The 23,244-nt window shown below is 63.3% G+C and carries 17 protein-coding genes and 1 pseudogene; 11 read left to right on the forward strand and 7 right to left on the reverse strand.

Going from position 1 to position 23,244, the window contains the following annotated elements:
* Positions 1 to 235 precede the first annotated feature (235 nt).
* A complete protein-coding gene (locus H4V99_RS05400) occupies positions 236 to 631 on the reverse strand; it encodes an SRPBCC domain-containing protein (protein WP_280676195.1) in 396 nt (131 codons plus the stop codon).
* Positions 632 to 747: 116 nt separating this feature from the next.
* On the opposite strand from H4V99_RS05400, the gene H4V99_RS05405 reads away from it, so the two are divergent.
* Positions 748 to 1,566: a nuclease-related domain-containing protein gene (locus H4V99_RS05405; protein WP_280676196.1), complete on the forward strand. Its 819-nt coding sequence runs from the start codon at positions 748 to 750 to the stop codon at positions 1,564 to 1,566.
* Positions 1,567 to 1,902: 336 nt separating this feature from the next.
* On the opposite strand, the gene H4V99_RS05410 is transcribed toward H4V99_RS05405, so the two are convergent.
* The 3 genes from H4V99_RS05410 to H4V99_RS05420 all read right to left on the reverse strand — a co-directional run bounded on the left by H4V99_RS05410 (position 1,903) and on the right by H4V99_RS05420 (position 6,385).
* Positions 1,903 to 4,818: a DEAD/DEAH box helicase gene (locus H4V99_RS05410; protein WP_280676197.1), complete on the reverse strand. Its 2,916-nt coding sequence runs from the start codon at positions 4,816 to 4,818 to the stop codon at positions 1,903 to 1,905.
* Positions 4,815 to 5,213, reverse strand: a complete 399-nt coding sequence (locus H4V99_RS05415) for a (deoxy)nucleoside triphosphate pyrophosphohydrolase (protein ID WP_280676198.1) — start codon at positions 5,211 to 5,213, stop codon at positions 4,815 to 4,817. Before H4V99_RS05415 ends, H4V99_RS05410 begins: the two co-directional genes overlap by 4 nt.
* Before the next feature lie 302 nt (positions 5,214 to 5,515).
* Complete coding sequence (locus H4V99_RS05420; RefSeq protein ID WP_280676200.1) at positions 5,516 to 6,385, reverse strand: DUF429 domain-containing protein; 870 nt, start codon at positions 6,383 to 6,385, stop codon at positions 5,516 to 5,518.
* A gap of 81 nt (positions 6,386 to 6,466) precedes the next feature.
* On the opposite strand from H4V99_RS05420, the gene H4V99_RS05425 reads away from it, so the two are divergent.
* From H4V99_RS05425 to H4V99_RS05450, 6 genes are all read left to right on the forward strand, one after another.
* Positions 6,467 to 7,498, forward strand: a complete 1,032-nt coding sequence (locus H4V99_RS05425; RefSeq protein ID WP_280679964.1) for an NADPH:quinone reductase — start codon at positions 6,467 to 6,469, stop codon at positions 7,496 to 7,498.
* Between the two features lie 128 nt (positions 7,499 to 7,626).
* The gene (locus H4V99_RS05430) at positions 7,627 to 7,902 is read left to right on the forward strand and encodes a HigA family addiction module antitoxin (protein WP_280676202.1); all 276 of its coding nucleotides are present in this window, start codon (positions 7,627 to 7,629) and stop codon (positions 7,900 to 7,902) included.
* A gap of 108 nt (positions 7,903 to 8,010) precedes the next feature.
* Complete coding sequence (locus H4V99_RS05435) at positions 8,011 to 9,678, forward strand: TIGR02677 family protein (protein ID WP_280676204.1); 1,668 nt, start codon at positions 8,011 to 8,013, stop codon at positions 9,676 to 9,678.
* The gene (locus H4V99_RS05440) at positions 9,675 to 10,841 is read left to right on the forward strand and encodes a TIGR02678 family protein (protein WP_280676206.1); all 1,167 of its coding nucleotides are present in this window, start codon (positions 9,675 to 9,677) and stop codon (positions 10,839 to 10,841) included. The genes H4V99_RS05435 and H4V99_RS05440 overlap by 4 nt, the downstream gene beginning before the upstream one ends.
* Positions 10,838 to 14,989, forward strand: coding sequence for a TIGR02680 family protein (locus tag H4V99_RS05445; protein WP_280676208.1), 4,152 nt, complete (start codon positions 10,838 to 10,840; stop codon positions 14,987 to 14,989). Before H4V99_RS05440 ends, H4V99_RS05445 begins: the two co-directional genes overlap by 4 nt.
* Positions 14,986 to 16,254 carry a TIGR02679 family protein gene (locus H4V99_RS05450; protein WP_280676210.1) on the forward strand — a complete coding sequence of 423 codons (1,269 nt, stop codon included), beginning with the start codon at positions 14,986 to 14,988 and terminating at the stop codon, positions 16,252 to 16,254. The genes H4V99_RS05445 and H4V99_RS05450 overlap by 4 nt, the downstream gene beginning before the upstream one ends.
* Before the next feature lie 80 nt (positions 16,255 to 16,334).
* Here the strand turns inward: H4V99_RS05450 and H4V99_RS05455 are convergent, their stop codons facing one another.
* Positions 16,335 to 17,174 carry an N-formylglutamate amidohydrolase gene (locus H4V99_RS05455; RefSeq protein WP_280676212.1) on the reverse strand — a complete coding sequence of 280 codons (840 nt, stop codon included), beginning with the start codon at positions 17,172 to 17,174 and terminating at the stop codon, positions 16,335 to 16,337.
* 373 nt (positions 17,175 to 17,547) lie between these two features.
* Here H4V99_RS05455 and H4V99_RS05460 point away from each other — a divergent pair, with 373 nt between their 5' ends.
* Positions 17,548 to 19,041 (forward strand): amidohydrolase family protein, encoded by a 1,494-nt coding sequence (locus tag H4V99_RS05460; protein ID WP_280676214.1) that lies wholly within the window; start codon positions 17,548 to 17,550, stop codon positions 19,039 to 19,041.
* Positions 19,042 to 19,108: 67 nt separating this feature from the next.
* Here H4V99_RS05460 and H4V99_RS05465 read toward each other — a convergent pair whose 3' ends face one another.
* Positions 19,109 to 19,435, reverse strand: a complete 327-nt coding sequence (locus tag H4V99_RS05465; protein ID WP_280676216.1) for a toxin-antitoxin system HicB family antitoxin — start codon at positions 19,433 to 19,435, stop codon at positions 19,109 to 19,111.
* A 537-nt stretch (positions 19,436 to 19,972) separates the two neighbouring features.
* Here H4V99_RS05465 and H4V99_RS05470 point away from each other — a divergent pair.
* From H4V99_RS05470 to H4V99_RS05480, 3 genes and pseudogenes are all read left to right on the forward strand, one after another.
* Positions 19,973 to 21,217, forward strand: a complete 1,245-nt coding sequence (locus tag H4V99_RS05470; RefSeq protein WP_280676218.1) for a low temperature requirement protein A — start codon at positions 19,973 to 19,975, stop codon at positions 21,215 to 21,217.
* A 225-nt stretch (positions 21,218 to 21,442) separates the two neighbouring features.
* A pseudogene (locus H4V99_RS05475) lies at positions 21,443 to 22,273 on the forward strand (transposase); the annotation flags it as partial.
* A 233-nt stretch (positions 22,274 to 22,506) separates the two neighbouring features.
* Positions 22,507 to 22,935 (forward strand): hypothetical protein, encoded by a 429-nt coding sequence (locus H4V99_RS05480; protein WP_280676220.1) that lies wholly within the window; start codon positions 22,507 to 22,509, stop codon positions 22,933 to 22,935.
* Between the two features lie 36 nt (positions 22,936 to 22,971).
* On the opposite strand, the gene H4V99_RS05485 is transcribed toward H4V99_RS05480, so the two are convergent.
* Positions 22,972 to 23,169 carry a hypothetical protein gene (locus tag H4V99_RS05485; protein ID WP_280676221.1) on the reverse strand — a complete coding sequence of 66 codons (198 nt, stop codon included), beginning with the start codon at positions 23,167 to 23,169 and terminating at the stop codon, positions 22,972 to 22,974.
* Between the last annotated feature and the right edge of the window lie 75 nt (positions 23,170 to 23,244).

Here is a 23,244-nt window from a genome sequence, read left to right on the forward strand (position 1 = left end):
AGGTAGGCGAGCTGTGGGCGCTCGGCGTCTCCACCATTCTCACGGCCTTCTTCGGCGGCATCGCTGGCTGCTCTTGACCCTATCGAGACCGCATATCGCGCCCACCACGCAACCGTCACCACCCAAGGTCTTGACGCACGCAGTACCGGTTTTCACGAGCGCCTTACGGGCCAGTTCGGCGCTTAGCTAGAACCGCAGCTCCGAGCATCGAGCACCGAGCATCAGCCCCGCCAGCCTAGAGTGACGCAAAGTACGCCCGCATCGGCTCAAAGTAGCTGTCTTCCCAGCCGCCCTCTTCGTAATGCCGCTGCCCGGCCGGGACAAAGCTGTGCGCGATCGTCACACGTGTGCCCCCGTCAACGGCCTCGAGCAGCACATCGATCTCGGAGTCGAGGTCGTCGTCGGAGAAGTCCGTCGTGCGCCAACTCTGTCTAATACGGTGCCCCGGGTCGAGGGCTACTGTGTGCCCGGTTATGTACCCGTCGCAGGCGTCGTAGCGGCCGCCGACGCTGGCGTCGATGTTGGCATCCGCTCCGGTCATGGCCGTGTGGCCGGCGCTGCTGATCCAGGTCTCATAAACCAACTCCGCACGTGCTGCCACGACGGTGGTCACTTGGAAGTCGTAGGTCACGGGGTTCCTCTCGTCTGGAACGGTGCGGAAGCAGGTCACCGCCTCCTGTTGACTGGATCATACGCGCGCATCCGTTCGCCCCGGCCACTAGGTTTAACCCGGGGGATAGGGGAACGATGATGTTGGATGCACCACGCATGGGGGCGCAAGTCGCTGCGCAATCGGTGATCGAGGAACTCTTTCGCCATCAGGCCGTCACGCCCGACCGCACGGCATTCGCCCGACTCTTCGGCTACTCGCCGCTCGGTCCGGACAGCGCCAGCTGGTACGTGGGGGCCAAAGGTGAGATCGAGGTCGGTCGACTTCTCGCGATGCTCCCACCGGAGTGGACGGTCTTCCATGCTCTCCCCATCGGCACCAAGGGCTCCGACATTGACCACCTCGTGATCGGCCCCGGCGGCATCGTCACGATCAACACCAAGAACCACTCGGGTAAGCGCATCTGGGTGGGCGAGCGAATCGTGATGGTCTCGGGCCAGAAGCAGCCCTACATTCGCAACGCAGAATATGAAGCCGATCGCGTCACCTCACTGCTTCGACAGCGGATGCCGCAGCTCCCGGCCGTTAACCCGGCGATCGCCTTGGTCAGCCCCAAGTCCGTTACCGTCAAGCAGCATCCCGTGAGGGTGAAGGTTCTTGTCGCCACGGGCTTGCGGCGGTGGCTCGTCAAACTCCCCGTGGTATTGAATCCGACCGAGCTGGTTGAGCTTGCCGCAATCATCGACGATCCGAGCACCTGGCCGCCGCCACCCGTGCCGCCAACCGAGAACCTCATGGGTCGTTTTGCGACTCTCGACCGGCAGGTGCGCTCTGCGCGTGTTCGACGCACCGGGTGGAAAGTGGCAGCCTTCGTGGGGATCCTGGGCGGGTTCGTTCTGGTGGGTCCGCAAGTATCAGCTGCGCTGCTCGACATGATGACGTCTGGACTTCGGTGACGGCGATCGACCTCCACGACCTCCTCGGTGTCGCATCGTCCGGAGACCCTGGTGAGCTAAAACGCGCCTATCGCCGCAAGCAGCGCACCAGTCATCCCGACACCGGCGGCTCAGCGGAACTCTTTCGTGTGGTGCAGAAGGCGTGGGTGGCAGTGGGCACCTGGAGCGGTTCTGACCTCCGGGCGTGCTCGACTAGACATGCCACAGGACCTTGCAGACCGACGATCACGACGCCGAAGTCACCACGGGATCGTCCAGGCTGGGACGTCTGGTCAACGGCCATGCCAGGAATTGTGCGTATCCCTCGTCACTAGTTCAAGGCGGCTTTCACGTCGGCTAGACCCCGGATGCTCGCGCCGAGAAATAATCGTACAGACTGGACTCAATTGGGCTCGCGAGATCAAGCCTCATGGAGACAACGTCGAGCTTTTTCTCCGTGCTTCCGGGGGACCCTGCCATCTTGGTTTCGCGTGCATCCTGCGATTTCGCTTGACCGAGGTAGTAGAAGCCGGTTCCTTCTGCGTCGTCCTTCTTGGCGAACACGTGGAGCGGCAGGCTATTCTCTACGATCGCTTTGACCTCGAGGCTTGCGAGTGTCCGCCTGCTCCGTGTGAACCAGGTCAAGGTTGACGGGTTGAGAAACTCGTCTTCATATTTAGTGCTCTCGGACACATCTGAACCCTTGTGGTACGTCACAAAAATAGGGCAACTGTTCGAAAAGTAATCGACCTTGTATCCGTACATTGTGCTTTGCTCGTTCGACTTCCAGTTGAGCAAACGGCAAACGTCTTTGCGCGAGTAACGTTGGCCCACCTCAAGCTTTCCGGCCCAGTTGTATCGGTGCCTGGCAACATAGAGCCCTGTGTCAATGACGTCACGCACATGCTCTTGGAACCGCGAGCCAGTCTTCCATGCTGTCGCGAATTTCTCACCGAGCTCATATACCCCGTCTTGAAGTGAGATGATCGGCGTCGATCCATATTTTGCGGCCTCTGCATCCGTGAAGAAGGTCAGGCTCAGAATGCCGATCACGGAAGCAAGCGTCTCCGGGTCATGAGCTACGCCGTTATCCGAAAACGTATCGCTGGCGTTCCTCTCCGTTACGGGGCCTCTGCCCGACAGAAGTGCGTCTAGAAGCAGAAGCTCATGGGGTCGCTTGCCGTTGAGCAGTTCTTCGGAGAGAAACGAGAGCACGGAATCCTCGTAAGCCCCGGCAGGCAGTTCAAGTGCTCCTACCTTCTCAAGGAATCTCCAGTAATTTCTGTGCTTGGTGGCGATGACTGTTGGATCGACCAGATCGAAGCGGGCGAAGTCGATGAGTCGCGGAGCGTGACCCAGCCTGTTCTTGAGCTCGAGGAAGGCTTTCTTCAAGTTCGTCATGCTGTCAAGCTTCGTAGTCGCCAAGGAAGCGAAGATTCGCTCCCTCGAAATCGCGTCAAAGTTCACGCTCGACAACCCCGCGATTGCTCCAGCTTCCTGCGCATCAATGATCTTTTTCCGGATCGAATCCTTGTTGAGCGTGCTGTCACCGAAAAGCGCGATAGGGATTAGATAGTTGTTGTCGTAGTTCCCGATGAAGTCGATCACCACGAGGTGATCTTTACCCGCCGCCTTGCGAAGCCCGCGTCCTAGCTGCTGCGTGAACACGATGCTCGAGAGCGTCTGCCGGAGCATGATTACCTGATTAACCGAGGGGATGTCGATGCCCTCGTTGAAGATATCGACGGTGGCTAGATAATCAAGGTCGCCGCGCTCCAGCATCTGCACGGCTGACTCGCGTTCCTCGACCGAGTCTTCCCCGCTGAGCGCTTGAGTTCGGAGCCGCTTGCCATGAACAGTGCGGCTATTGAGAATCTCCGCGAGTTCAGCAGCCTCAGCGTTACGACTGCAGAAGATCAACCCTCGGACCGGTACGCCCGCATGACCATACTTTTCGATCGTCGATACAAGATGATCGACGCGCTCGGAGGCAACAAGCCGGCTGAGATCTGAGAGCTGGTCAATGACCTCACCGTCATTCTTGGTGAAATCTGTCACACCGTAGTAGTGAAACGGCGCCAGCATGTCTGCCTCGAGTGCCTTCTGCAGACGGATTTCGTAGGGAACGTTGTAGCCAAACAGCTCGAACACGTTGAAGTCGTCTGTGCGCTCTGGAGTCGCTGTCATTCCAAGCAAGAATGCCGGCTTGAGATAGTCGATCACCCTGCGGTAGCTTGCAGCACCCGCTCGGTGCACTTCGTCGATCAGCACATAGTCAAAAGCATCGGTCTCAATCGCCGCAAGATTCTCCGGTCGCGACAGTGATTGAATCGAGGCGAAAACGTAGCGACGATCAAGCTCTTTCTTTGCTCCCACGAACTTGCCGAAATCACTCTCCGGCGCGTTGAGCACGCGTTTGAACTCAGCGATCGCCCGGTCGAGGATTTGCTCACGATGCACAACAAACAACATCCGCTTCGGTGCATACGCCCGCACGTCGAGTGCGGAAAGAATGGTCTTTCCTGTACCTGTGGCGGAAATGACCACCGCGCGGGTTTCCCCGGATTCCCTTAATGCGGCGATCTCACCGAGTGCTTCGATCTGCACAACGTTTGGAAGTATCAACCCGGAAGGTGGTAGATCGACCATCGACAGAGTCGGTTTGGAATCGGGTGAACTCTGCCGGGGCTGAACTGACCACGTCAGCTCATATTCATCGATCCATGCCCGGGTGAGGGGAACTGATGCGTCAATATGCGCCTGCGCAGCGAGGTTTAACTGCTGCACGATGTCACCATCGGGAAGTGCTGAAAAACGCAGATTCCATTCATGGTTTCGCAGCAGGGCGCGTTCTGTCAGATTGGAGCTGCCAACGATGGCGGTTGTGCTCTCCACCTGCTCGAAGATGTACCCCTTCGCATGAAACCCAACATCGGAATCCGGATGAACATAGACATCGATGTCATCGAGGTTGAGGAGTTCGCGAAACGCCGCCGGCGAGTTAAATCCCAGGTATGTGGAGGTGATGATCGTGCCGGAGCCTCGAAAATCGAGGAACGCCTGCTTGAGCATGGCGACTGCGCTCGGTGTGATGAACGCGACCGAGAAGACGAAGCGACGCGAGCGTTTCAGCTCCTCTCTAATGGCACGGAGCATAGTGTTGCCGTCAGTATTTGAGACGAGCGTCGGGTGAAAGACCTGGTCGGCTTTGACGTGTGAGTCGAGAAACCCGAAGTTGTTGTCGAGAGTGAGCTGACGGCTCGTCGAGCTCATGCCTCAAAGTCCTTCATTACCCGCTTTACCGCGGGAATATCAGCAGGAGCCCAGTCGAGTTGGTCGAGGTCTGCGGAGTGCACCCAACGAATTTCTGAGTGCTCTGTCAGTCGGGGTTCTGCTCCGACGAGCGAGCAGTAGTAGGTCGTCAGGATGACGATACCGAATTCATACTCGTGCTCTGTCGTCTCGACATGAGCGCCGATCTCTGCCGAGCAAAGGAGCTCTTCTTCGAGCTCGCGGAGCAGCGCCTGTTCCGGTGACTCGTCGGCCTCAATTTTCCCACCGGGGAACTCCCACATTCCGGGTAGGGACATCGTCGAGCTGCGCCGAGCTGCGAGAACTGTCTGACCTCTGGTGAGCACTGCGCCGACGACGTTGATTCTCTTCTTCACTGGTGTTCTCCGTAGTTTTACCGTCGATGCGTAAAGCCAGCTTAGCTAGGACCGCTTACACGGTTTTCGATTCGCCTGCCCGAACCGTGGCTGTGGCTTATCGATCCTGGGGTGAAGCAAACGGGGAGAATTTCTCGGCTGCGGACGGTTCCCGCGGTGCAAGACGGTGCTGCCCTTGGAAGTGTGAAGTCCAAAGGGCGAGACCGTAGTGCCGCGCAATTGAGCACAGCAGGGGCATGCGCCATATACAGCAGGCAATCGCACTTGCTACCAGAACACCTTGGCGGTGAAGATTTTAGGGTTCAGACCGGCCGGGGAGCGCGGACGCGCGGCTGTTTGGGGCGCGCGACCTTTCCGCCGAGGCGCTGCTCGGGGCGGGCCGGCGCGATGATCACGGGAATGCGACCCTCGGCGTCGGGGGCATCCGTCTCGCCGAGCACCTGACAGCGTTCCCGGCCGAACTGCGTCCAGAGCGCGGCCGTCCAGGCGCAAAGGGCGGCGTCGAGCAGATCCTCGCGGTGTTTGTACGCGGCAATATTGAGCGGGGAGGGTTCATCGACGAGTGCGGCAGTGAGCGGGTGGGAGCGCAGGTCGAGGGCCGGGCGCGCGTCGGTGAGGCGCAGCATCCGCTGGAGAAGTTCGTCGCACTCGGCGATGCGAAAGGCGCGTCGCTCCGCCGGGGTGGGGAGGGACGCGTTGAATCGCTTGTAGCGGGGTCGCTCAATTTCGTAGCCGAAAACGGATGCCCCCACCAGCGTTGTGTAGGGGTAGCACTCGAAGAACTCCACCCGGTGGGGGAGCGGGGCGGCGCTGCCGTGCGTGTAGAAGAACCCCGCTGCTTCGAGTCGTCGGCGCAGGGTGACACCGCCGAGAATGGGGCGGCTGAGATTGGAGGGGTTGGCAGCGACCCGCCATTGGCTGTAGCGCTGGGCGACTTCGCGTTCACATTCGCGGATGCCGGTGGGATTTTCGATCACGAGGGGCCCGTCGATCGCGATCACGTCGCCGGGGGTGGCGCGGGCGAGAATCCAGTCGGTGACCGCATCGATGCCTCGGGCCCAGCCCGCATCGAGAACAGTGCCGTCGTCGTCGAGGTGCACGAGGCCGGTTTCGTTGGCCGGCTTGAGGGCGGTTCCTTCGCCCCACGCGAGGTCGACGCCGATGTAGGTCATCTGCCCACGCTAGCCGCACTCGGTGTGGGTGCTGCACCCCGGGCGGGAATCATTCCCACCCCCGCAGACGTTGCCTTCTGTATGAAGGCAATTGTGTACAACCAGACCGGTGCTCCCTCCGTGCTTCAGTATGTGGATCGGCCGGTGCTTGAACCCGCCGCGGGCGAGGTGCGCGTGCGCATTGTGGTGAGCGGGGTGAACCCCACCGACTGGAAGTCGCGGCACGGCGACACCGCGGGCGAAGCGCTGGCGTTTGATGAGGTTGTGCCCGGCCAGGACGGTGCCGGCATCGTGGATGCGATTGGCGACGGCGTACAGAACGTGGCCGTGGGTGACCGCGTGTGGCTCGCGGTTGCCGCGTATCAGCTGGCGCACGGCGGTTCTGCGCAGGAGTACTCCGTGCTGCCCGCCGACCACGTGTTTACTCTGCCCGCCGAGGCCAGCTTTGACCAGGGTGCGAGCCTCGGAGTGCCCGCCATTACGGCGTACCGCGCCCTGACCGTGGCCGAAGACGGACCGAGCGCCCTGCATCCGGGGGCGCTCGCCGGCAAGACCGTGCTCGTGGCCGGCGGTGCCGGTGCCGTGGGACACGCGGCCATTCAGCTCGCGCGGTGGGCCGGGGCATCCGTTATCACTACCGTGAGCTCACCGGCGAAGGCCGCGCTCGCTACGGCGGCCGGCGCGCAGCACGCGTTCACATACACCGACTCCGACATTGTGGGTCAGATTCGACAGATTGCGCCCAACGGTGTGGATCTCATTGTGGAGGTGGCTCCCGCCCAGAACTCCGCGCTCGATCTCGCCGTCATTCGCAATCGCGGGTCAATTGCGGTGTACGCCAACAACGGTGGCGACCAGATGACGCTCGACGTGCGCAAGCACTTCAGCCTCAATGTGCGCTACCAGTTCCTGTTGCTTTACACGATGGGCGCCGACGTCATTCGGGCCGCGGCTGAGGCCATCAACATCGCACTCGCCGACGGTGCGCTCGCCGTGGGCGAAGAAGCTGGGCTGCCCCTGCACCGCTTCGACCTCGCTCACACAGCGGATGCCCATGCCGCCGTGGAGAGCGAAGTGGTGGGCAAGGTTCTGATCGACGTGTCGGCGGCGTAAGCGTCATAGCCGCGCCCTCTTGCTAGGCGTATAGCCCGACGATACGCTTATGCTGTGACATTCCGTCCTCCTGGCGACCGCATGTGCTGCACGGGGAAGACGAATCAGATCGCAAGGACTGAGCGAGTATGACCGGAATGCATAACCCTCCGCACCCAGGCCTGGTCCTCGAGGATTATCTCGGGGACGTCAGCCTTGCTGAGGCCGCGCGACGCCTTGGCGTGACTCGGGCGACGCTGTCTCGCATCCGCCATGGACATTCTGCCGTGACCGCGGACATGGCAGTGCGCCTGAGTTTGCTTCTTGGTACGAGCGCCGAACTCTGGCTGGGCATGCAGACAGCGCACGACCTGTGGAACGAGAAGCAGAAGCCGCGGCCGGAGGTGCTCCCGCTCGCAGGTTAGCGTTCGGGGCCTTCATGTCGGTGGCATGCTGCATGATGTCTTTGGGGGCATTGCCTGCGACGAGTTACGGGCTTGGAACTGCTCTGATCATTGCCGAGTCAAGGGGAGGTGAGTAACGTGTCCGCTCAGGGCCAGACCACGTCGGCCTTCAGCGTGTTCAGCCATCTGAACGCGCAGAACAGCGACGTCTATCGCCGAGTGCTCGGTGCATTCGTGACAGCCAAGGAGCGCTTCCAGGTGCACCTGCGTCCAGACGACGTAGTCAACCAGCTTCAGCGAGACGCCGCAGCGCACGCCGCTGATCCAAGTGAAGCGCTGACACTCGAAGCCGTTACCGCGGCCCTCGACTCTTTGGCTGACTGGGGAAATTTAGTGGCGTCCCCGGACACTGGTCGAGTCGTGCATGTCGAGGACTTCTATCGCAAGCGCCACCTCTACCAACTCAGCCAGGCCGGCGAGGCCGCCGAGCGCGCTCTGGAACGATTCGAGGAGACCCTCGGGCGGCGGGGAGCCCTGCAGAGCGTCGCCCTGGAGGACATCGCGGTGACGCTGCGCCAGTTCGTGACCCTGATCGGGGCAGAGGCACTCGACCTGGGAATGCTGCAGCAGACCCTGGCCGCGCTCACCATGCGGTTCACCGAACTTGCCGACAACGCGAGCGCTTTCATGGCGTCGCTGCAACGCACCATCGACCTGACCGAGACCGACGAGGACGCCTTCGTTGCCTACAAATCGCGCTTGGTCGACTACCTCGAGCGATTCATCCGGGACCTCACGGTGCGCGGTCCACAAATCGCAAAACAACTGAATGGGGCTGACAATGAGCACGTGGATCGTGCTCTCCGGGCCTTGGCTGACCGGGACGCGACGGCCGAAGCCCCCGACCCCGACGATCCGAACTCGCTGATCGAAGCAGCCCGCCACTACGCGTTCTGGACCAATCGCTGGGAAGGCCTGCGGTCATGGTTTCTCTCGGGCAACGGCCGCGATAGTCAGGCGAAGCTGCTGCGGATGGCGGCCCTCGCCGCTATCCCCGCGCTCCTCGACGCCGTGCGAGCGGTCAATGCCCGGCGCTCCGGGCGCTCAGACCGGTCCACCGACTACCTGCGGCTTGCGCAGTGGTTTCAGGAGGCACCCACAGACGACCACCGACACCGGCTGGCCCGGGCAGCTTTCGGGCTCTACTCCGCGCGGCACCTGACCGTCGATTCCGAAACCTGGCAGCACTGGAGCGACAACTCCGCGCTCGTCGGCGCTCCCTGGGCGGATGCCCCGCCGATCGAAATTTCGCCGCAACTGCGCAAGACCGGCAGCTATGAACGGAAGGGACGCCCGAACCAGGTCGTCGACCGTTCGGCTGCGCGGGCCCTGATCGCGCTCCAGGTTCGGCAGCAGGCCGAACAGATCGAGGCCGCTCGGCGGCGGCTCGCGACCCACGGCACGGTGGAGCTGAGCGCGCTCGCCGGATTGGACAGCACGGCGTTCGGACTCTTCCTCTCCCTGCTGGGCGACGCGCTCGTGGCTCGGCCGCCGGATAGTGGGCCGATTCACACCGCCTCGAGTGACGGCACCATGCGCATCGAACTGACAGCGCTGCCGGATGCCGGTTTCGTCGCACTCGAGACCGAGCGCGGCACTCTGTGGGGGCCGGACCACCTGGTGCGCATCACCGACCTTATGGCGGACGATGTCCAGGTGACATCCGATGTCGATCCGAAGAGCGCTGAGCCTGCCCGAGGTGCGCACGCCACAGCAGTGTTGTCGGAGCTGTCGTGAGCGTTTCGGCCGTCGACGACCGGCAAAGGGCGGCACGCCTCCTGTTGCGCCATCCGCTCATCAGGTCCGCCGACGAGGAACGGTATCGCTTGGTGCGCCGGCATGCCGGCGACCTCACGGAATGGTTCGAGATCAACACCGGCTGGGCGCTGCATGTCGACAGCGAGGTGGTGCGGCTGGAACGCGAGCCGGCATCGATGGAGGACGCGACGCATCCGTTCACCGCCCACCGCGGAAGCACGCCATTCTCACGTCGTCGGTACGTGCTGCTCATGCTCAGCCTGTCCGTGCTCGAACGCAGTGACACCCAGATAGCGCTTGGCCGCCTCGCGGAACAGGTGATGGTGATTGCAACCGCTCCTGAACTCGTGGCCGCTGGCTTCACGTTTGACCTAAGAACCCGGGAGGAGCGCAGCGACCTTGTCTCCGCTGTGCAGCTGCTCCTGGAGTGGGGCGTTCTGGCCCGGGTCGCCGGCGACGAAGAGGAATTCGTGCGTAATGTCGGGGATGCGCTCTATGACGTGTCCAGGCGAGTGCTGTCGCAGCTGCTGGTCAGCAGGCGGGGCCCGTCGACCATCGCCGCAACGACATTCAACGAACGCACCGCGGGCATGCGCGATCGGGGAACGGCTCCGACCGCCGAGCTGCGCAACCTGCGCCTGCGACACACCCTGACCCGCCGCCTGCTCGACGATCCCGTTCTGTACCTCGACGAGCTCACCGAGGATGAGACGGCCTATCTGCGCAGCCAACGTGCGTTGATCTGCCGCCGCATCACCGAATGCACGGGCCTGGTCGCCGAGATCCGTCAGGAGGGGATCGCCATGGTCGACTTCGATGACGATTTCAGTGACGTACGGATGCCGGAGAAAGGCACCGAAGGCCACGTCACCCTGTTGCTGGCCGAGTTCCTGGCGCAATCGGGGGAACCGGAGTTCCTTTTCGTAACGCTCGTGGTGCATGTTCGTTCCATTGCCCCCGACTACGTCAAGTACTGGCGGAAGGGTGCGGCGGAAGCTGCGCCCGAACTGGTCGAGACGGCCCTCGGTCGGCTCATGGCTCTTCGCCTCGTGGCACGTGACGGTGACGTCATCCGCGTGCTCCCCGCCCTCGCCCGCTTTACCCTTGCTGCACCAACGATAATTGGAGCCCGTAAGCAGTGACCCTCGACATCGCAACACCCCTCAGCGTCGGTGACGGCGGCCCAGAGCGCACAACCACGTTGCTGCCGATTCCGACCAGTGCCCGGTGGCAGCCGCAGCGACTCGGTCTGGTCGACCTGTTCTACTACGACAACGAGGAGTTCCCGTTCGTCGACGGCCGGTTGCTCCTCCGCGGTAACAATGGCGCCGGCAAATCCAAAGTGCTCGCCCTGACCCTGCCGTTCCTGCTTGACGGCGACCTTTCGCCGCAACGGGTGGAACCCGACGGCGACCGGCAGAAACGCATGGAGTGGAACCTGCTGCTCGGCGACGAGCATCCAAACAGCGAACGCCTCGGCTACAGCTGGCTGGAATTCGGCCGCATCGACGCTGCCGGCGAGCCGCACTTTGTGACCATCGGCGCCGGTCTCAAGGCTGCGCGGGGTCGGGGCATCACCCGGCACTGGTTCTTCGTCACCGAGCAGCGAGTGGGGGAGACTCTCGACCTGATCGATGGGAGTCGACTCGCTCTCGGTCGGGACCGCCTCGCCCTGGCGTTAGACGACACTGGGCGTGTGTACGACACCAAGGCGGAGTATAGGCACGCGGTAGACACAAAGCTGTTCGGCCTCGGCGAACGGCGCTATGGGGAGCTGATTGAACTGCTACTCCAGATTCGGGCACCCCAGCTGTCAAAGAAACCGAGCGAAGCCGCGCTGTCTGAGGCCTTGACGCGCGCGCTGACTCCGGTGAGCGACGACGTCATCAAATCGGTCGCCGACGGATTACGGTCGCTCGATGAAGAACGTGACGAGGTGCAACGCCTCGCGGCGGCCCAAAAAGCCGTGCAGGGTTTCTTGCAGCACTACCGCGGCTATGCGCAGGTGATGCTCAAACGGCAGGCTGCCGGTCCGCGCCGCGAACAGTCCGAGCACGACAAGTACGGACGCGCCATTCTCGAGGTGACCGCAGAGTTGGACCGGCTGCGGGAATCATTGGCCGACGTCGCCCTGACCAGTGCCGAGCTCCTCACCGAACGTGGCATGTTGGCCGCCGAGCAGGAGGCGCTGCGCGACAGCGAGCACGCCCAGAGTGAAGTGCTCCTCGAGCGGGCGGATGCTGCGGCATCGACCGCCGGGGAACGGGCCGAGTCGGCAGGGAAGGGCTATCAGAACGCGAGAGCGGCACTCGGCACATCCGAGATCGAGGCCGCCGAGGATCGCCTGGCGGTCTCATCAGCCGAGGACCGGCTGCGTAAGGCAGAAGCAGCGGCGATGGCAGCGGCCCTCGCCGCGAGGCTTGAGCACGATCAGGGTGCTCTTGATGCGCTCCCTGCCGATGGATTCGAGGCGGCGCTCGAGCACCAACGTGCCGAGGCCGCGTCTCGTGTCTCGCGTCTGCGTGCTGCCCTCGAGCGAGTGGTCGCGTTGATCGCCGCAGTGGAACGGGCCGAAGCGCTGACAACCGCTGCAGTCAAACGCGAGGCCGAGACCGAGACCCGTCTCGCGGAGGCGAGCGACGCGCGCGCGGCTGCGGATGCTGCGGTCGAGATCGCCGTCGACTCCCATATTTCCGAGGTCGAGATCGTACTTGCCGGGCTGACCGAACTCGCCGTGTCCGATGACGCGTTTTCTGCCTTCACTGACTGGGTGCGGCTCCGCACGGGGGAGAACCCCGCGGTCAGCGCGCTACGGTCGGACGCACTGCGTGTGCAATCCGACCTGCAGCGTCAGCGAGCCGCCGCGCAGCACGAGCTCGGAAGCCTCGCTGCTGAGCATGAGGTGTTGAGCGCCGAGATCGCCGGACTCGAGCAGGGCAAATCGGTCGAGCCTACCCTGCCGCCCTGCCGCACCGGTGCACCTGAGGGATCGATCCCCCTGTGGCGGGCGGTCAGTTTTCGTGACCACCTAGATACCGGCTTCCGGGCCGGGCTTGAGGCGGCTCTCGAGGGCAGCGGCCTGCTCACGGCAGTCGTGATGCCCAGCGGGGACCTGCGCGAACCACTCGACGGGCAGCTGCTGCTGCGACCCTCGGATCGCGCGGCATCCGCTCATACCTTGGAATCGGTGCTCATTGCTGAGCCGCCAGCAGAGTCCGCGGTGACGGCTGAGGCGATCGAGGCAGTGCTGCGCACCATCACTGTGGCCGACAGCGACGCCCCAGACGACACGGCTCAGGTCTGGGTGAGCCCGACCGGTAACTACCGTCTGGGTTCGGCGCGTGGTGCCTGGTCGGCTGAATCGGCTCGGTATGTGGGGGAGAGTGCGCGCGAGGCGGCTCGCGCCACGCGGCTGCACGAGGCACACACCGAACTCGACCTGATCGCGGAGCGGCAGGGTGGCCTCACAGCGCAACTCGAGCGTCTCGTGGCGAGGGCGCTGGTCGTCGAGCGGGAGCAGACCTCGGTGCCGCATCCGACGGCCCTTGAGACGGCAGATCGGACGGCCGCACGCGCGGAAGATCACGTTGCGCGGTGCACGGGAGAACGTGAGGAAGCGCGACAACAGAGCGTCGCAGTCGGCCGAGTGCGCGACGATGCCGCTTCAGAACTCGCAGCGGATGCCGCATCGCTGCAGCTGCCCACGGATGTCGAAACGATCCGGGGACTCGGTGCTGCCCTGGCGGAGTACGAGCGACGGACCGCGGAGTTGTGGCGCGAGCTGGAGCGTCGTGCAGCCGCCGCTCGTCTGCTCGCGCGCGCCGAAACCTGGCTCGCGGCGGCTATGGCCGAAGAGGAGCGCTCGGGGGCCGAGCGTGAGGCGGCGAGTATCGAAAAGATCCGCAGTCTGAGCTACCTAGCCACGCTACGCGGGCAGCTCGGCGCAGACGTGCAGGGCTACCGGGATCGGGTCGCTGAGGTGATCAAACGCCTGAAGGCGATCGGCACTGAACTGCACCATCTGGGCCAGAAGGAGAAGACCGAGGGGCAACAGCAAGCGGGTCTCCTGGAGCGGCTGCGCGGCATTCGTGCCGATCAGGACCGCGCTCATTCTGCCCGGGTTGATGCGGTGGCGGCGCTCCGGCGCACCACGGCGCTCGGGCTGCTGCAGGTCGCCGACCTCGCCGCTCTCGGCATGGTCGAACCGGACGCGAGCGGTGAGGCGGGCTGGACCGTGACTAGGGGAGTGCAATTTGCCCGCGCAATCGAGGCGGCACTGCCGGAACTCGACGCGTCCGACGAGAGCTACACACGGCTGCAATCAAAGGTTTTCACCGAATTCGCAGATCTGCAGCGGTCGCTCGGCCGGCACGGTCATGAGGCGGCGTACTACCCCAACGATGACGGGGTGCGCGTGGTGGTCACCTTCAGTGGCCGGGAGATGCTGCTCGTGGAGCTCGCCGGGCAGCTCGGCGGCCAGATCGAGCAACACCTGCTTCTGCTCAGTGCCAAGGAGCGGGACATTATCGAGTCGCATCTCGTCACCGAGGTCGGAGCCCAGCTGTCGGAGCTCATCGGTGACGCCGACCGGCAGATCGTTCAACTCAATGAGGAGCTGCGCTCGCGACCCACCACCACCGGCATGATCCTCAGGGTGCTGTGGAAACCTCGCCCGGATGGTCCCGCCGGTCTCATCGAGGCCCGGCGGCTGCTGGCGACCAGCTCCGATGTGTGGGACAGAGAGGATAGAACGGCACTGGGCGCGTTCCTGCAGGCTCGCATCGGTGAAGTTCGGGACGCCGACGAGGTCGGTAACTGGTACGACCACCTCGGCGAAGCGCTCGACTATCGTCGGTGGCACCGATTCACTGTGGAACGTCTACAGGGTGGTTCGTGGAAGTCTGCCACAGGCCCGGCCTCCGGGGGCGAGCGGGTGCTGGCCGCGAGCATCCCCCTCTTCGCCGCCGCGTCATCTCACTACCGAACCGCAACGAACCCGCACGCCCCGCGCCTGATCATGCTCGACGAAGCCTTCGCGGGCGTCGACGACAACTCGCGCGCGAGTTGCCTCGGACTGCTTGCGGAGTTCGATCTTGACGTGGTGATGACCAGTGAACGCGAGTGGGGTTGTTACGCGGAAGTGCCGGGACTGGGCATTTCCCAGCTGACACGTTTCGACGGCAGTGACGCGGTCCACGTCCAGCGGTGGCGGTGGGATGGGAGACGGCGCACGGCGGTGGTTGATTCTAACGCCGTTGCTGACGCAGCAGATGCCGGAGGTCTGTGGTGAGCGAGCCTGCCGGGGGAACACCCGAGGCTTTGTCGCGCATTCGTCGGCTGCTCGGCACGCCGGAGACGGCCTGGCTGTTGGATCGGATGCATTCCCGGTTAGAGCAGAAAGGCACACTCGAGGGAACCGTGACGAAGCAGGGCGCGAGCACCGCGGAGCGGATGGCGGCGGCCCGACTCGTTGGACGTTCGGTGCGGTCAGGCTCGTCCGCGTCGGTGTCGCTGGAACAACTCGACGTGAGGCTGCGTCGCGATGCGTGGCCGGCGGGTCTGGAATCCGCCGTCGTCGAACTCTCTGGACCCGTCAGCGGCCCCGACGTGCGCCGGGCCGAACGTGCAGGTTGGCAGAATGTGGCCGACACGTTGCGCGGGATCGCTGACGATCGGCCGGAGCTCGAAACGTGGGTGGAGAACGCGCTGCGTTCCGGAGCAGTGAAGCGGTCCACGGCATCCGCGGCGGCGGCCCATGCGGTATCGCTGCAGCTCGGGGTGCTCGCGCGTGCCTTGCCCGCGGAGGGGGTGCCCCTCGGCGTGCTCGCGGCAGGCCTCTTCGGAGACGCGCATGCGTTGGACCCGAAGACTCCGCTCGGGTCGATCGCCGTTGGGCTTGCGGCGGCGGCAACGGGCCAGCTGCCGGGAACTGGTTCTCGATGGCGGCGCGACGCCTGGCAGTCGTGTGGAGTGATCGTGGACGAGCTGTCCTCCACGGTACTGACGCTGGGGCTGCCGGGCGGTGTGACGTCGCCGACGGCACGCGCTCTAGCAGCGCTCGGAGAGGCAGGGCAACCTGCGGTGCTCACCTACCGGCAGTTGGCCGTGGATGATATCGGCACCGCACCGCAGCTCGTGTCGGTGTGTGAAAACCCGGCGGTGATCGCCGCGGCGGCCGACCGCTTCGGCGCCGGTGCGGGGGCTGCACCTCTTATCTGTGTGAACGGACAGCCGGGAGCTGCGGTCATCCGTTTGCTCACCCAACTCGTCGCCGGTGGTGCCCGCCTGCGTTACCACGGAGATTTCGACGCGGGTGGACTTGCCATCGCGCGCACGGTTGCTCGCAGCGTGCCGTGGGAACCGTGGCGATTCGGCGAGGCCGACTACCGCACCGCGTGCGAGTCGAGTCTCGCAACATCGGTGTTCTCGGGAGTTGTTGGCGAGACCCCCTGGGACGCCGGCCTATCTGGTGCGATGGAAGAACTGCGCCTGCGAGTCGAGGAAGAGTCGGTGCTCGCGGTCCTGCTCGACGACCTGCGCTCGACGGCGCTTTAAGCTGAGCAGCTGGAGCCCACAGCCATTGCTTCGACGAACGCCCTGAGCAGACCTCCTGCAGATTCTGCACGTCGAGTTCATCACCCGCGCAACCGCGGGCAGCGCGCCGTTGCGGCATCGTTGGCGGGTGCGGACAGGTCACCCCTCAGCACGGTGACCAGCAGTTGAAGGCACTCCTGCAGTTCCCGGAACGGTTCGGGCTTCACCTCCAGGGTGTCTTCATTCATGTACACGTCCCGGCGAATCTCGAGCATCACCGCGTTCACCCGGGAATCGGTTCCGTAGTGCTCCAGCGGCACATACGCGCCCGCGAACGGACCGTTGTGGAAGGCGTGCAGGTGAGCGAAGGCATCCGTTACGGTGTGCACAAAGTCTGCCGGGGCGTGAAACCGCTCGAAACCCACACAGAGCTCGGGTCGAGGCTGCTCGGCGTGCTGCTCGGCGTGCAGCTCGTAGGGCAGCGCGTGCTCGGGGTAGGAGTGCAGGTCAATGATGAAGGCCTGACCGTGGCGCTCGAGCGTGGCCGTCACGAGATCGGCCAGGGCTCCCGAGTAGTCGGTGAAGTGCGCCATGAGCGCGGGCTGGTCGGTGCGGGCAAGGTCGCGAATCGGCTGACCCTGTGACCCGCGCGTGTAGAGCACGCCCATGCCCACGGCGTTCATCTCTTCGGTGTCGTCGGCAAACCGCTCCACGTCCACGGCAAACCGGGACAGCTCGTTGATCATGCAGCTCGCACCGGCGATGCCCGCAGCGAGCAGGTCGGTGAAGTGGTCGGTCATCACATTCTTCTCGGCCTCCAACTCAGCGGGGGACACGAGGTAGGCCGCGAGGTGCTCCGCGGGAATGAGCCGGCCGCCGTGCGGCGCGTGCAAAATTACCGGCGACGTGGCCGAATTATCGGTGAGGCGAAAATACGGCATTCACGTTCTCCTCTTTTTATTCATTCTTATACCCAAAGCGGATGCTGCGGGCCACGGCGGGTGCTGACGCGCGGGAATCGACATCCGCTCTTTGCGAGGGAGTAGCTGCACATGGATTCCGCGTGGCTGGGCGTCACTGACGCCGGGCGCTCAGCACTCGTTGAGCACGACTATGTCAGGCTATTTCAACGGGCTGCACATTGCTTTCGCATGTTGACGATCGTCCTCGCAATCTATGACGCTGACTTTCGCGCTGCGGCTGGCGACTCGCTTTCCCGCTCGAGTGCGCACGGAAGCGCTCCCATCGGCCCGGTCAGGCATGCCTCACCGTGGCTCTGTAGTTCCCATGATGATCCCTGAAGGAGTCGAAACAATGCAGGAAGCATCCACCAGCACAGAAATACCCCAGGACGGACGCCCCATAGTCTTCCGGAACGGAAGCGTGGTCACCGTCGATGATCGTCGTCGCGTCTTGAACCACACCGACGTGCTCATTGTGGGAGAGAACATCGCCGCGATCGGAGAGAACCTCGAGGTGCCCGAGGGCACGTTCGAGATCGATGCCACTGATGGGATTGTCATGCCCGGCATGGTCGACACTCATCGGCACATGTGGCAAACCGCGATGCGCGGGTATGGCGCCGATTGGACCCTCACTCAATACTTTGTTTGGTATTACCTCGAACACGGCAAGAGTTTCCGGCCCCAAGACGTGCACGCGGGTAACCGGTTGTCGGCGCTCGACGCGCTCGACGCCGGTGTCACCACCACCGTGGACTGGTCTCACGGGTTGCGCACTCTCGACCATGCGGAGGCGGCACTCGATGCGCTGAAAACGTCGCCGGGTCGTTACGTGATGGCTTATGGAAATATCTTTGCTGGACCGTGGGACTGGGCGGCCGACCCCAACATTCTGCGCTTCATTCGGGACAACAACACCGGGTCCGAGCTGCTGAAATTTCAGCTCGCCTTCGACGTCACCGGTGATCCTGCTTTTCCGGAGAGAGCGGCCTTTGAGGCTGCTCGAGCGCTCAACGTGCCCGTGACGACTCACGCGGGAGTGTGGGGTGCCACGAACGATAACGGCATTCGACTCATGCACGACAACGGATTCATGACTCCCGAGACCATCTACGTGCACGCAACCAGTCTCGGTGAGGACTCCTATCAGCGGATCGCAGCGACGGGCGGATCGGTGTCGCTCTCCACGGAGAGCGAACTGAGCGGCGGCCAAGGATACCCACCGGCCTGGATCCACAGAAAATATGGCATCCCCGTGTCGCTATCTGTCGATACCAGCGTCTGGTTCAGTAGCGACCTCTTCTCGGCCATACGCTCCACGCTGGCCGCCGACCGTGGGTGGGAGCACATGCGCGCTCACGAAACGGGAGAAACGGTCACGCATTCCCACCTTCGAGCCGAGGACGTTGTGCACTGGGCCACGCGCGGAGGCGCAGAAAGCCTCGGAATGGGCTCCTACGTCGGCAGCCTCGAACCCGGAAAACGAGCGGATGTTGTTCTCCTCAAGAACGACACCTCACCGTCGACGTTCCCCATCGTGAACCCGAGTGGCCACATCGCGCTGCAGGCAAGCCGCGGAGACGTTCACACGGTGCTCGTGAACGGAAAGCCGGCCAAGTTCGCGGGGAAGCTGCTCGGCAATGAGGTTGCGTCCGTGAAGTCGGAGGTTGAAGCAACGGTGGAGTATCTGCAGAGCGAACTCGGCGCATCGGTGTGGGAGCAGGGCATGAACCCGGATGTGCCGGAAGCCAAGATGCTCGACAACCCCTATGTGTACACCGATTTCCGGGATGCATCCACGCACCAGACGGATACTCCTCGGCACCCGGTCGACGCGAAGAATTGACGGCTTGACTTGCCCTGCTCGGCAGCCCTCGGCTGACGGGCGGGCGGGCGCTGGGGAAGCGGAGGCGTTACCCCGCCAACTTGGAACTGACCAATCGATTCAGGCTGACGTGCTCCTCGGCGGCTTTCAGAGCGAGTGCCCGATGCAACTCCGGCGGGATTCGCAACTTGAATTCACCGCTGAACGTCCGTTCTGACAGCAGTATTGGCACAGGTTCCCCATTGGATTCCATGTCGGTGACGATGTCGGCGACGACTGCGCGCACGCCCAAGAGAGCGGCGACGTGGTCGGCAGCCAGCCACGATACGGAGGGAAACTCCGCGACCAGCCCAATGTATTCGTCGTCCTCTGCAGACCAGGTAACCCGATAGGTGTAGTGGTCACTGTTGATCATTCGCGTTCTCCTTGCAGCCGGTCAATGGTTTGGTGTCGCTAAGTTGCGGTGAAGGATCGGCCTGACGGCAGGGCATCCGCTCGACGTGAATGCACGGAGCAAGCTTCGCTCCGTCTCTGAACGGGAGGTGTCGGTCAGCTGGCAAGAGACTGAGCGCTGCCCCGCACGAGCCTGTCTCGAACGTACTCGGCACGACCGACAGGCGAGCGGAGGGATGACACCAGCACTGATCACCGGTTTCAACGAGTGCCTGCGCTTGGTCGTATGGCCCATCACCCTGCATCTGCCGAGCACTGGCCTGGGGAGAAACCTTGGACGGTCCTCGTCGACCTGAACTTTCGGCCACGAAGCCCCGCCCCAATCTGACGCACCAGCCGATATTTGCCTCAACAGGAGCACCGGTGGAACACTGGGGCCGAGACCCGGACTTCACCCGCGCCTAAAAATCAGAAACCCCGCCAAACCGAAATCAAGATTCCTACAGAGGCCGAGCGGTCGATTCAGGGTAAATCCCCGAAGGAGAGGCAGACTGAACCCATGGCTACACAATCGACGTTGGGCGGGCATCCGTCGTCCCGCTACGGAATTCGCCGTAATCTCTTGCGCTCGGATGTCGCGGAGCGCGCCGACCGCGTCACGTACATCGAGCTCTTCTTCGACCTCGTCTTCGTGTTCGCCCTGACTCAGTTGTCGCGGTACCTGTACGAGAACCAGTCGTGGGTCGGGGCGCTCGAATCAGCCGTTCTGGTGCTCGCCCTCTGGTGGGTGTGGGTGTACACGACGTGGGTGACCAACTGGCTCAACCCGGCTCAGCTCACGGTGCGCGGCGTGGTCATCGGTCTGGCCCTGGTTGGGCTGGTCATCAGCACGTCGATTTACGAATCGTTCGGCGAGCGTGGACTCATCTTCGCCGTCGCCTACGTCGTGTTGCAGCTCGGGCGCACCGTCTTCATGCTGCTCGCCGTCGCCCGACACGACCGGGAACTGCACCGAACTTTTGTGCGTATCCTGATCTGGCTCGTCGTCGCCGGCGTGTTCTGGATCGTCGGGGCTCTCCTCCCCATTGAGTACCGCCTGCCACTGTGGTTGCTGGCCCTCGCCATCGAGTACGTCTCGGCGAGCCTTGGTTTTCGCGTGCCGGGACTCGGTCGGTCCGGCGTCGAAAGCTGGGACCTATCCGGCCCGCACATCGCCGAACGCAGTGCCCTGTTCGTGATCATTGCACTCGGAGAATCGTTCCTCGTAACCGGGTTCGCCTTCGTCGCGCAGGAAGCGTCTGTCCACGGCGTGATCGGGCTGATGATCGCGTTCCTGAGCGTGCTGTCGATGTGGTGGCTGTATTTCGACCACAGCGAGCGAGCCGGCGCCCGTGCCTTGAACGACTCACGCGAGCCGGGACGGATCGCTCGGGCTGCCTACACCTACGTGCACGCGGTCATCATCGCCGGAATTGTACTGTGTTCCGTCGCCGACAAGGAGATTCTGGAGCATCCGGCCGACGCCATGACCCTCTCGACGGCGGTCATCGTCTCCGGTGGGCCCTTCTTGTACATCGTCGGCATGTTCCTGTTTCGACTGCGGGTGACCGGCGAAATACTCGTGTCGTATCTGGTGGGGTTAGGGCTGCTGGTGGTGGTGTTCACCATCGCCGTACTCGGTGAGCCTGCCGTCATTTCTCCGCTCGGACTCGGCGCTCTCAGCGTGGGTGCGCTTGTCGTCATCGCCTCCTGGGAGACCGTGGTTCGCGTGCGCCTAGGCACGACGGATGCGTCCGCTGGCTAGGCATGAATCCACCGATCGACGTGAGGTTCTGACGGCGCGTTAAACCGAGAATGCCCATCTGATCAGGTAAAATAAGACTTGTCTAGAGTTCAACGTTACCAAGTAGAGGGGCATCTCGTAGACGCAAGTTTCCCAGACCAACCGCGCCGTTTCTGCATCATTCACCGACCCGAATCTTGTATCGTCCGCTGGGTTGGTCCCGATCATGAAATTGGCCGCCCGTGCGGGATTGGCTACGGGTGCTCCGGGGTGCGCGGCCTCAACGCCATCCTCGCGACAGTCAAGACCGACATATGAGCGCCGATCATCATCGGCCAGCGACTGCGCCGCGGAGCCGACAAGGCACGCGTGCTCTTTCGTGCTGACTCTGCCTTCTACGATCACGCCTCAATCAGCGCGGCCCTGAAAGCTGGTGCCGACGTTTCGGTCACCGCCCGCATGGACCCCGCCATCAAACGAGCAATCGGAACGATCCCCGGCACTGCCTGGACAGCAATTGAATACACCAACGCCATCTACGACGAGGGCACCAAAACGTGGATCAGTAACGCCGAAGTCGCCGAGGTCCCGTTCACCGCGTTCACGTCCCGCAAGAAGAACGAGCAGATCACCGGGCGCTTGGTCGTGCGGCGGATCCCGGAACTGAACAAGAAAAACGTCGACCAGCCAACCCTGTTCGACACCCACCGGTCCCACGCTTTCTTCACCACCAGCACCCTCGACACCGTCACCGCCGACAAAACCCACCGCGCCCACGCCACGGTAGAACTCGTGAATTCCGACCTGAGGAGCAGCGCTCTGGCGCACCTACCCTCAGGCGGTTTCACCGCCTATGCGGCCTGGCTGGTCATGGCCGTGATGGTGCTTAACCGCACCCGCGCCGCTGCGACGACCGAGGGAAACGGTCTTGCCTGAGCGACCACCGCAACGATCCGCCGGAAACTTATCAGCGTCCCCGCCAGAATCTCGACCTCCGCGCGGCGCATCACCCTGCACCTGCCCGAACATTGGCCCTGGGAGAAACCCTGGACGGCCCTGTTCAACCAGAACTTCTAGCCAAGACGACCCGACCCCACCTGACCAACCAGCCGTTAACGGCATCAACAGGAACAACAGTGGAACACCCGGGCCGCGAGTCCTAGACCTCACCCGCGCCGGAAACTCGGCAAGCTCGCCAAACCGAAAACAGGATCCACTCAGAGGCCGACCGGTGGATTCAGGCTCAGGGATAACGCGGGTTAGGGCGACGCGACGGCGTTGTGTGATCGTTCATAGGCATCCGCCCAAAAATGCTTGATGAAACGTCGTCGCGGGTTGGAACCGCCGTTATTCTCGCGTGCCTGACGTCACTCGATTCCCTCACTTTGCACGTGGCCGACGGGACGATCTTCAAGATTGCCACCGTGAAGAAGAAGGACTCCGCTGCTGTGTCACGTGGAATTGACTCGCTGGTGCTGCTGATTGCGATGAAAAGTGTGGGGGTCAGCACTACGTTGTACCTGGACTGCGGGCTGACGGTGGGCACGAGCTTCGGCAAGTGTGTGGAGTTTGCCATGTCGACGAGCCTGATCCCGCTCGTGCTCTCTGGGCGCGGCGTGCAAGCCAAGGCTGCGGGCGTGCGGGCGGCCGGAAGCGGATCCCATCGGCTCGCACTCAACAGCCTCGCAGGACCGTTCATCGACCCTGACAGGTTTACCTCGCACGGGCTAGCAAGCTGATGCGTTCCGCCGCGGCTACCCATCCTCCGCGTCGCCTTACCGCACAAACGGCTTCGATAACGGGGAGAGTGGAGCCCACACCACCACGAGGGCCGTTGCCAGGGGACCGAACAGTAGGCCGAGTACGAACCAGAACCAGCGACGGCGACCCTTCGTTTCTGCTAGCCCGGCTGTGATGATCGCCAGCGCGAACCACCACGCGCTGTTGTCGGTAACAATCGACGTTGTGTTCATGGGCGAACGCTACCACCCGGGCTCGCGTCGCCGGAGCGTTTAACGGGGTGCCGTGGTGAGCCCTCCACAGGTGAC

This window comes from Cryobacterium sp. CG_9.6 (genome assembly GCF_029893365.1).
Lineage (GTDB): Bacteria > Actinomycetota > Actinomycetes > Actinomycetales > Microbacteriaceae > Cryobacterium.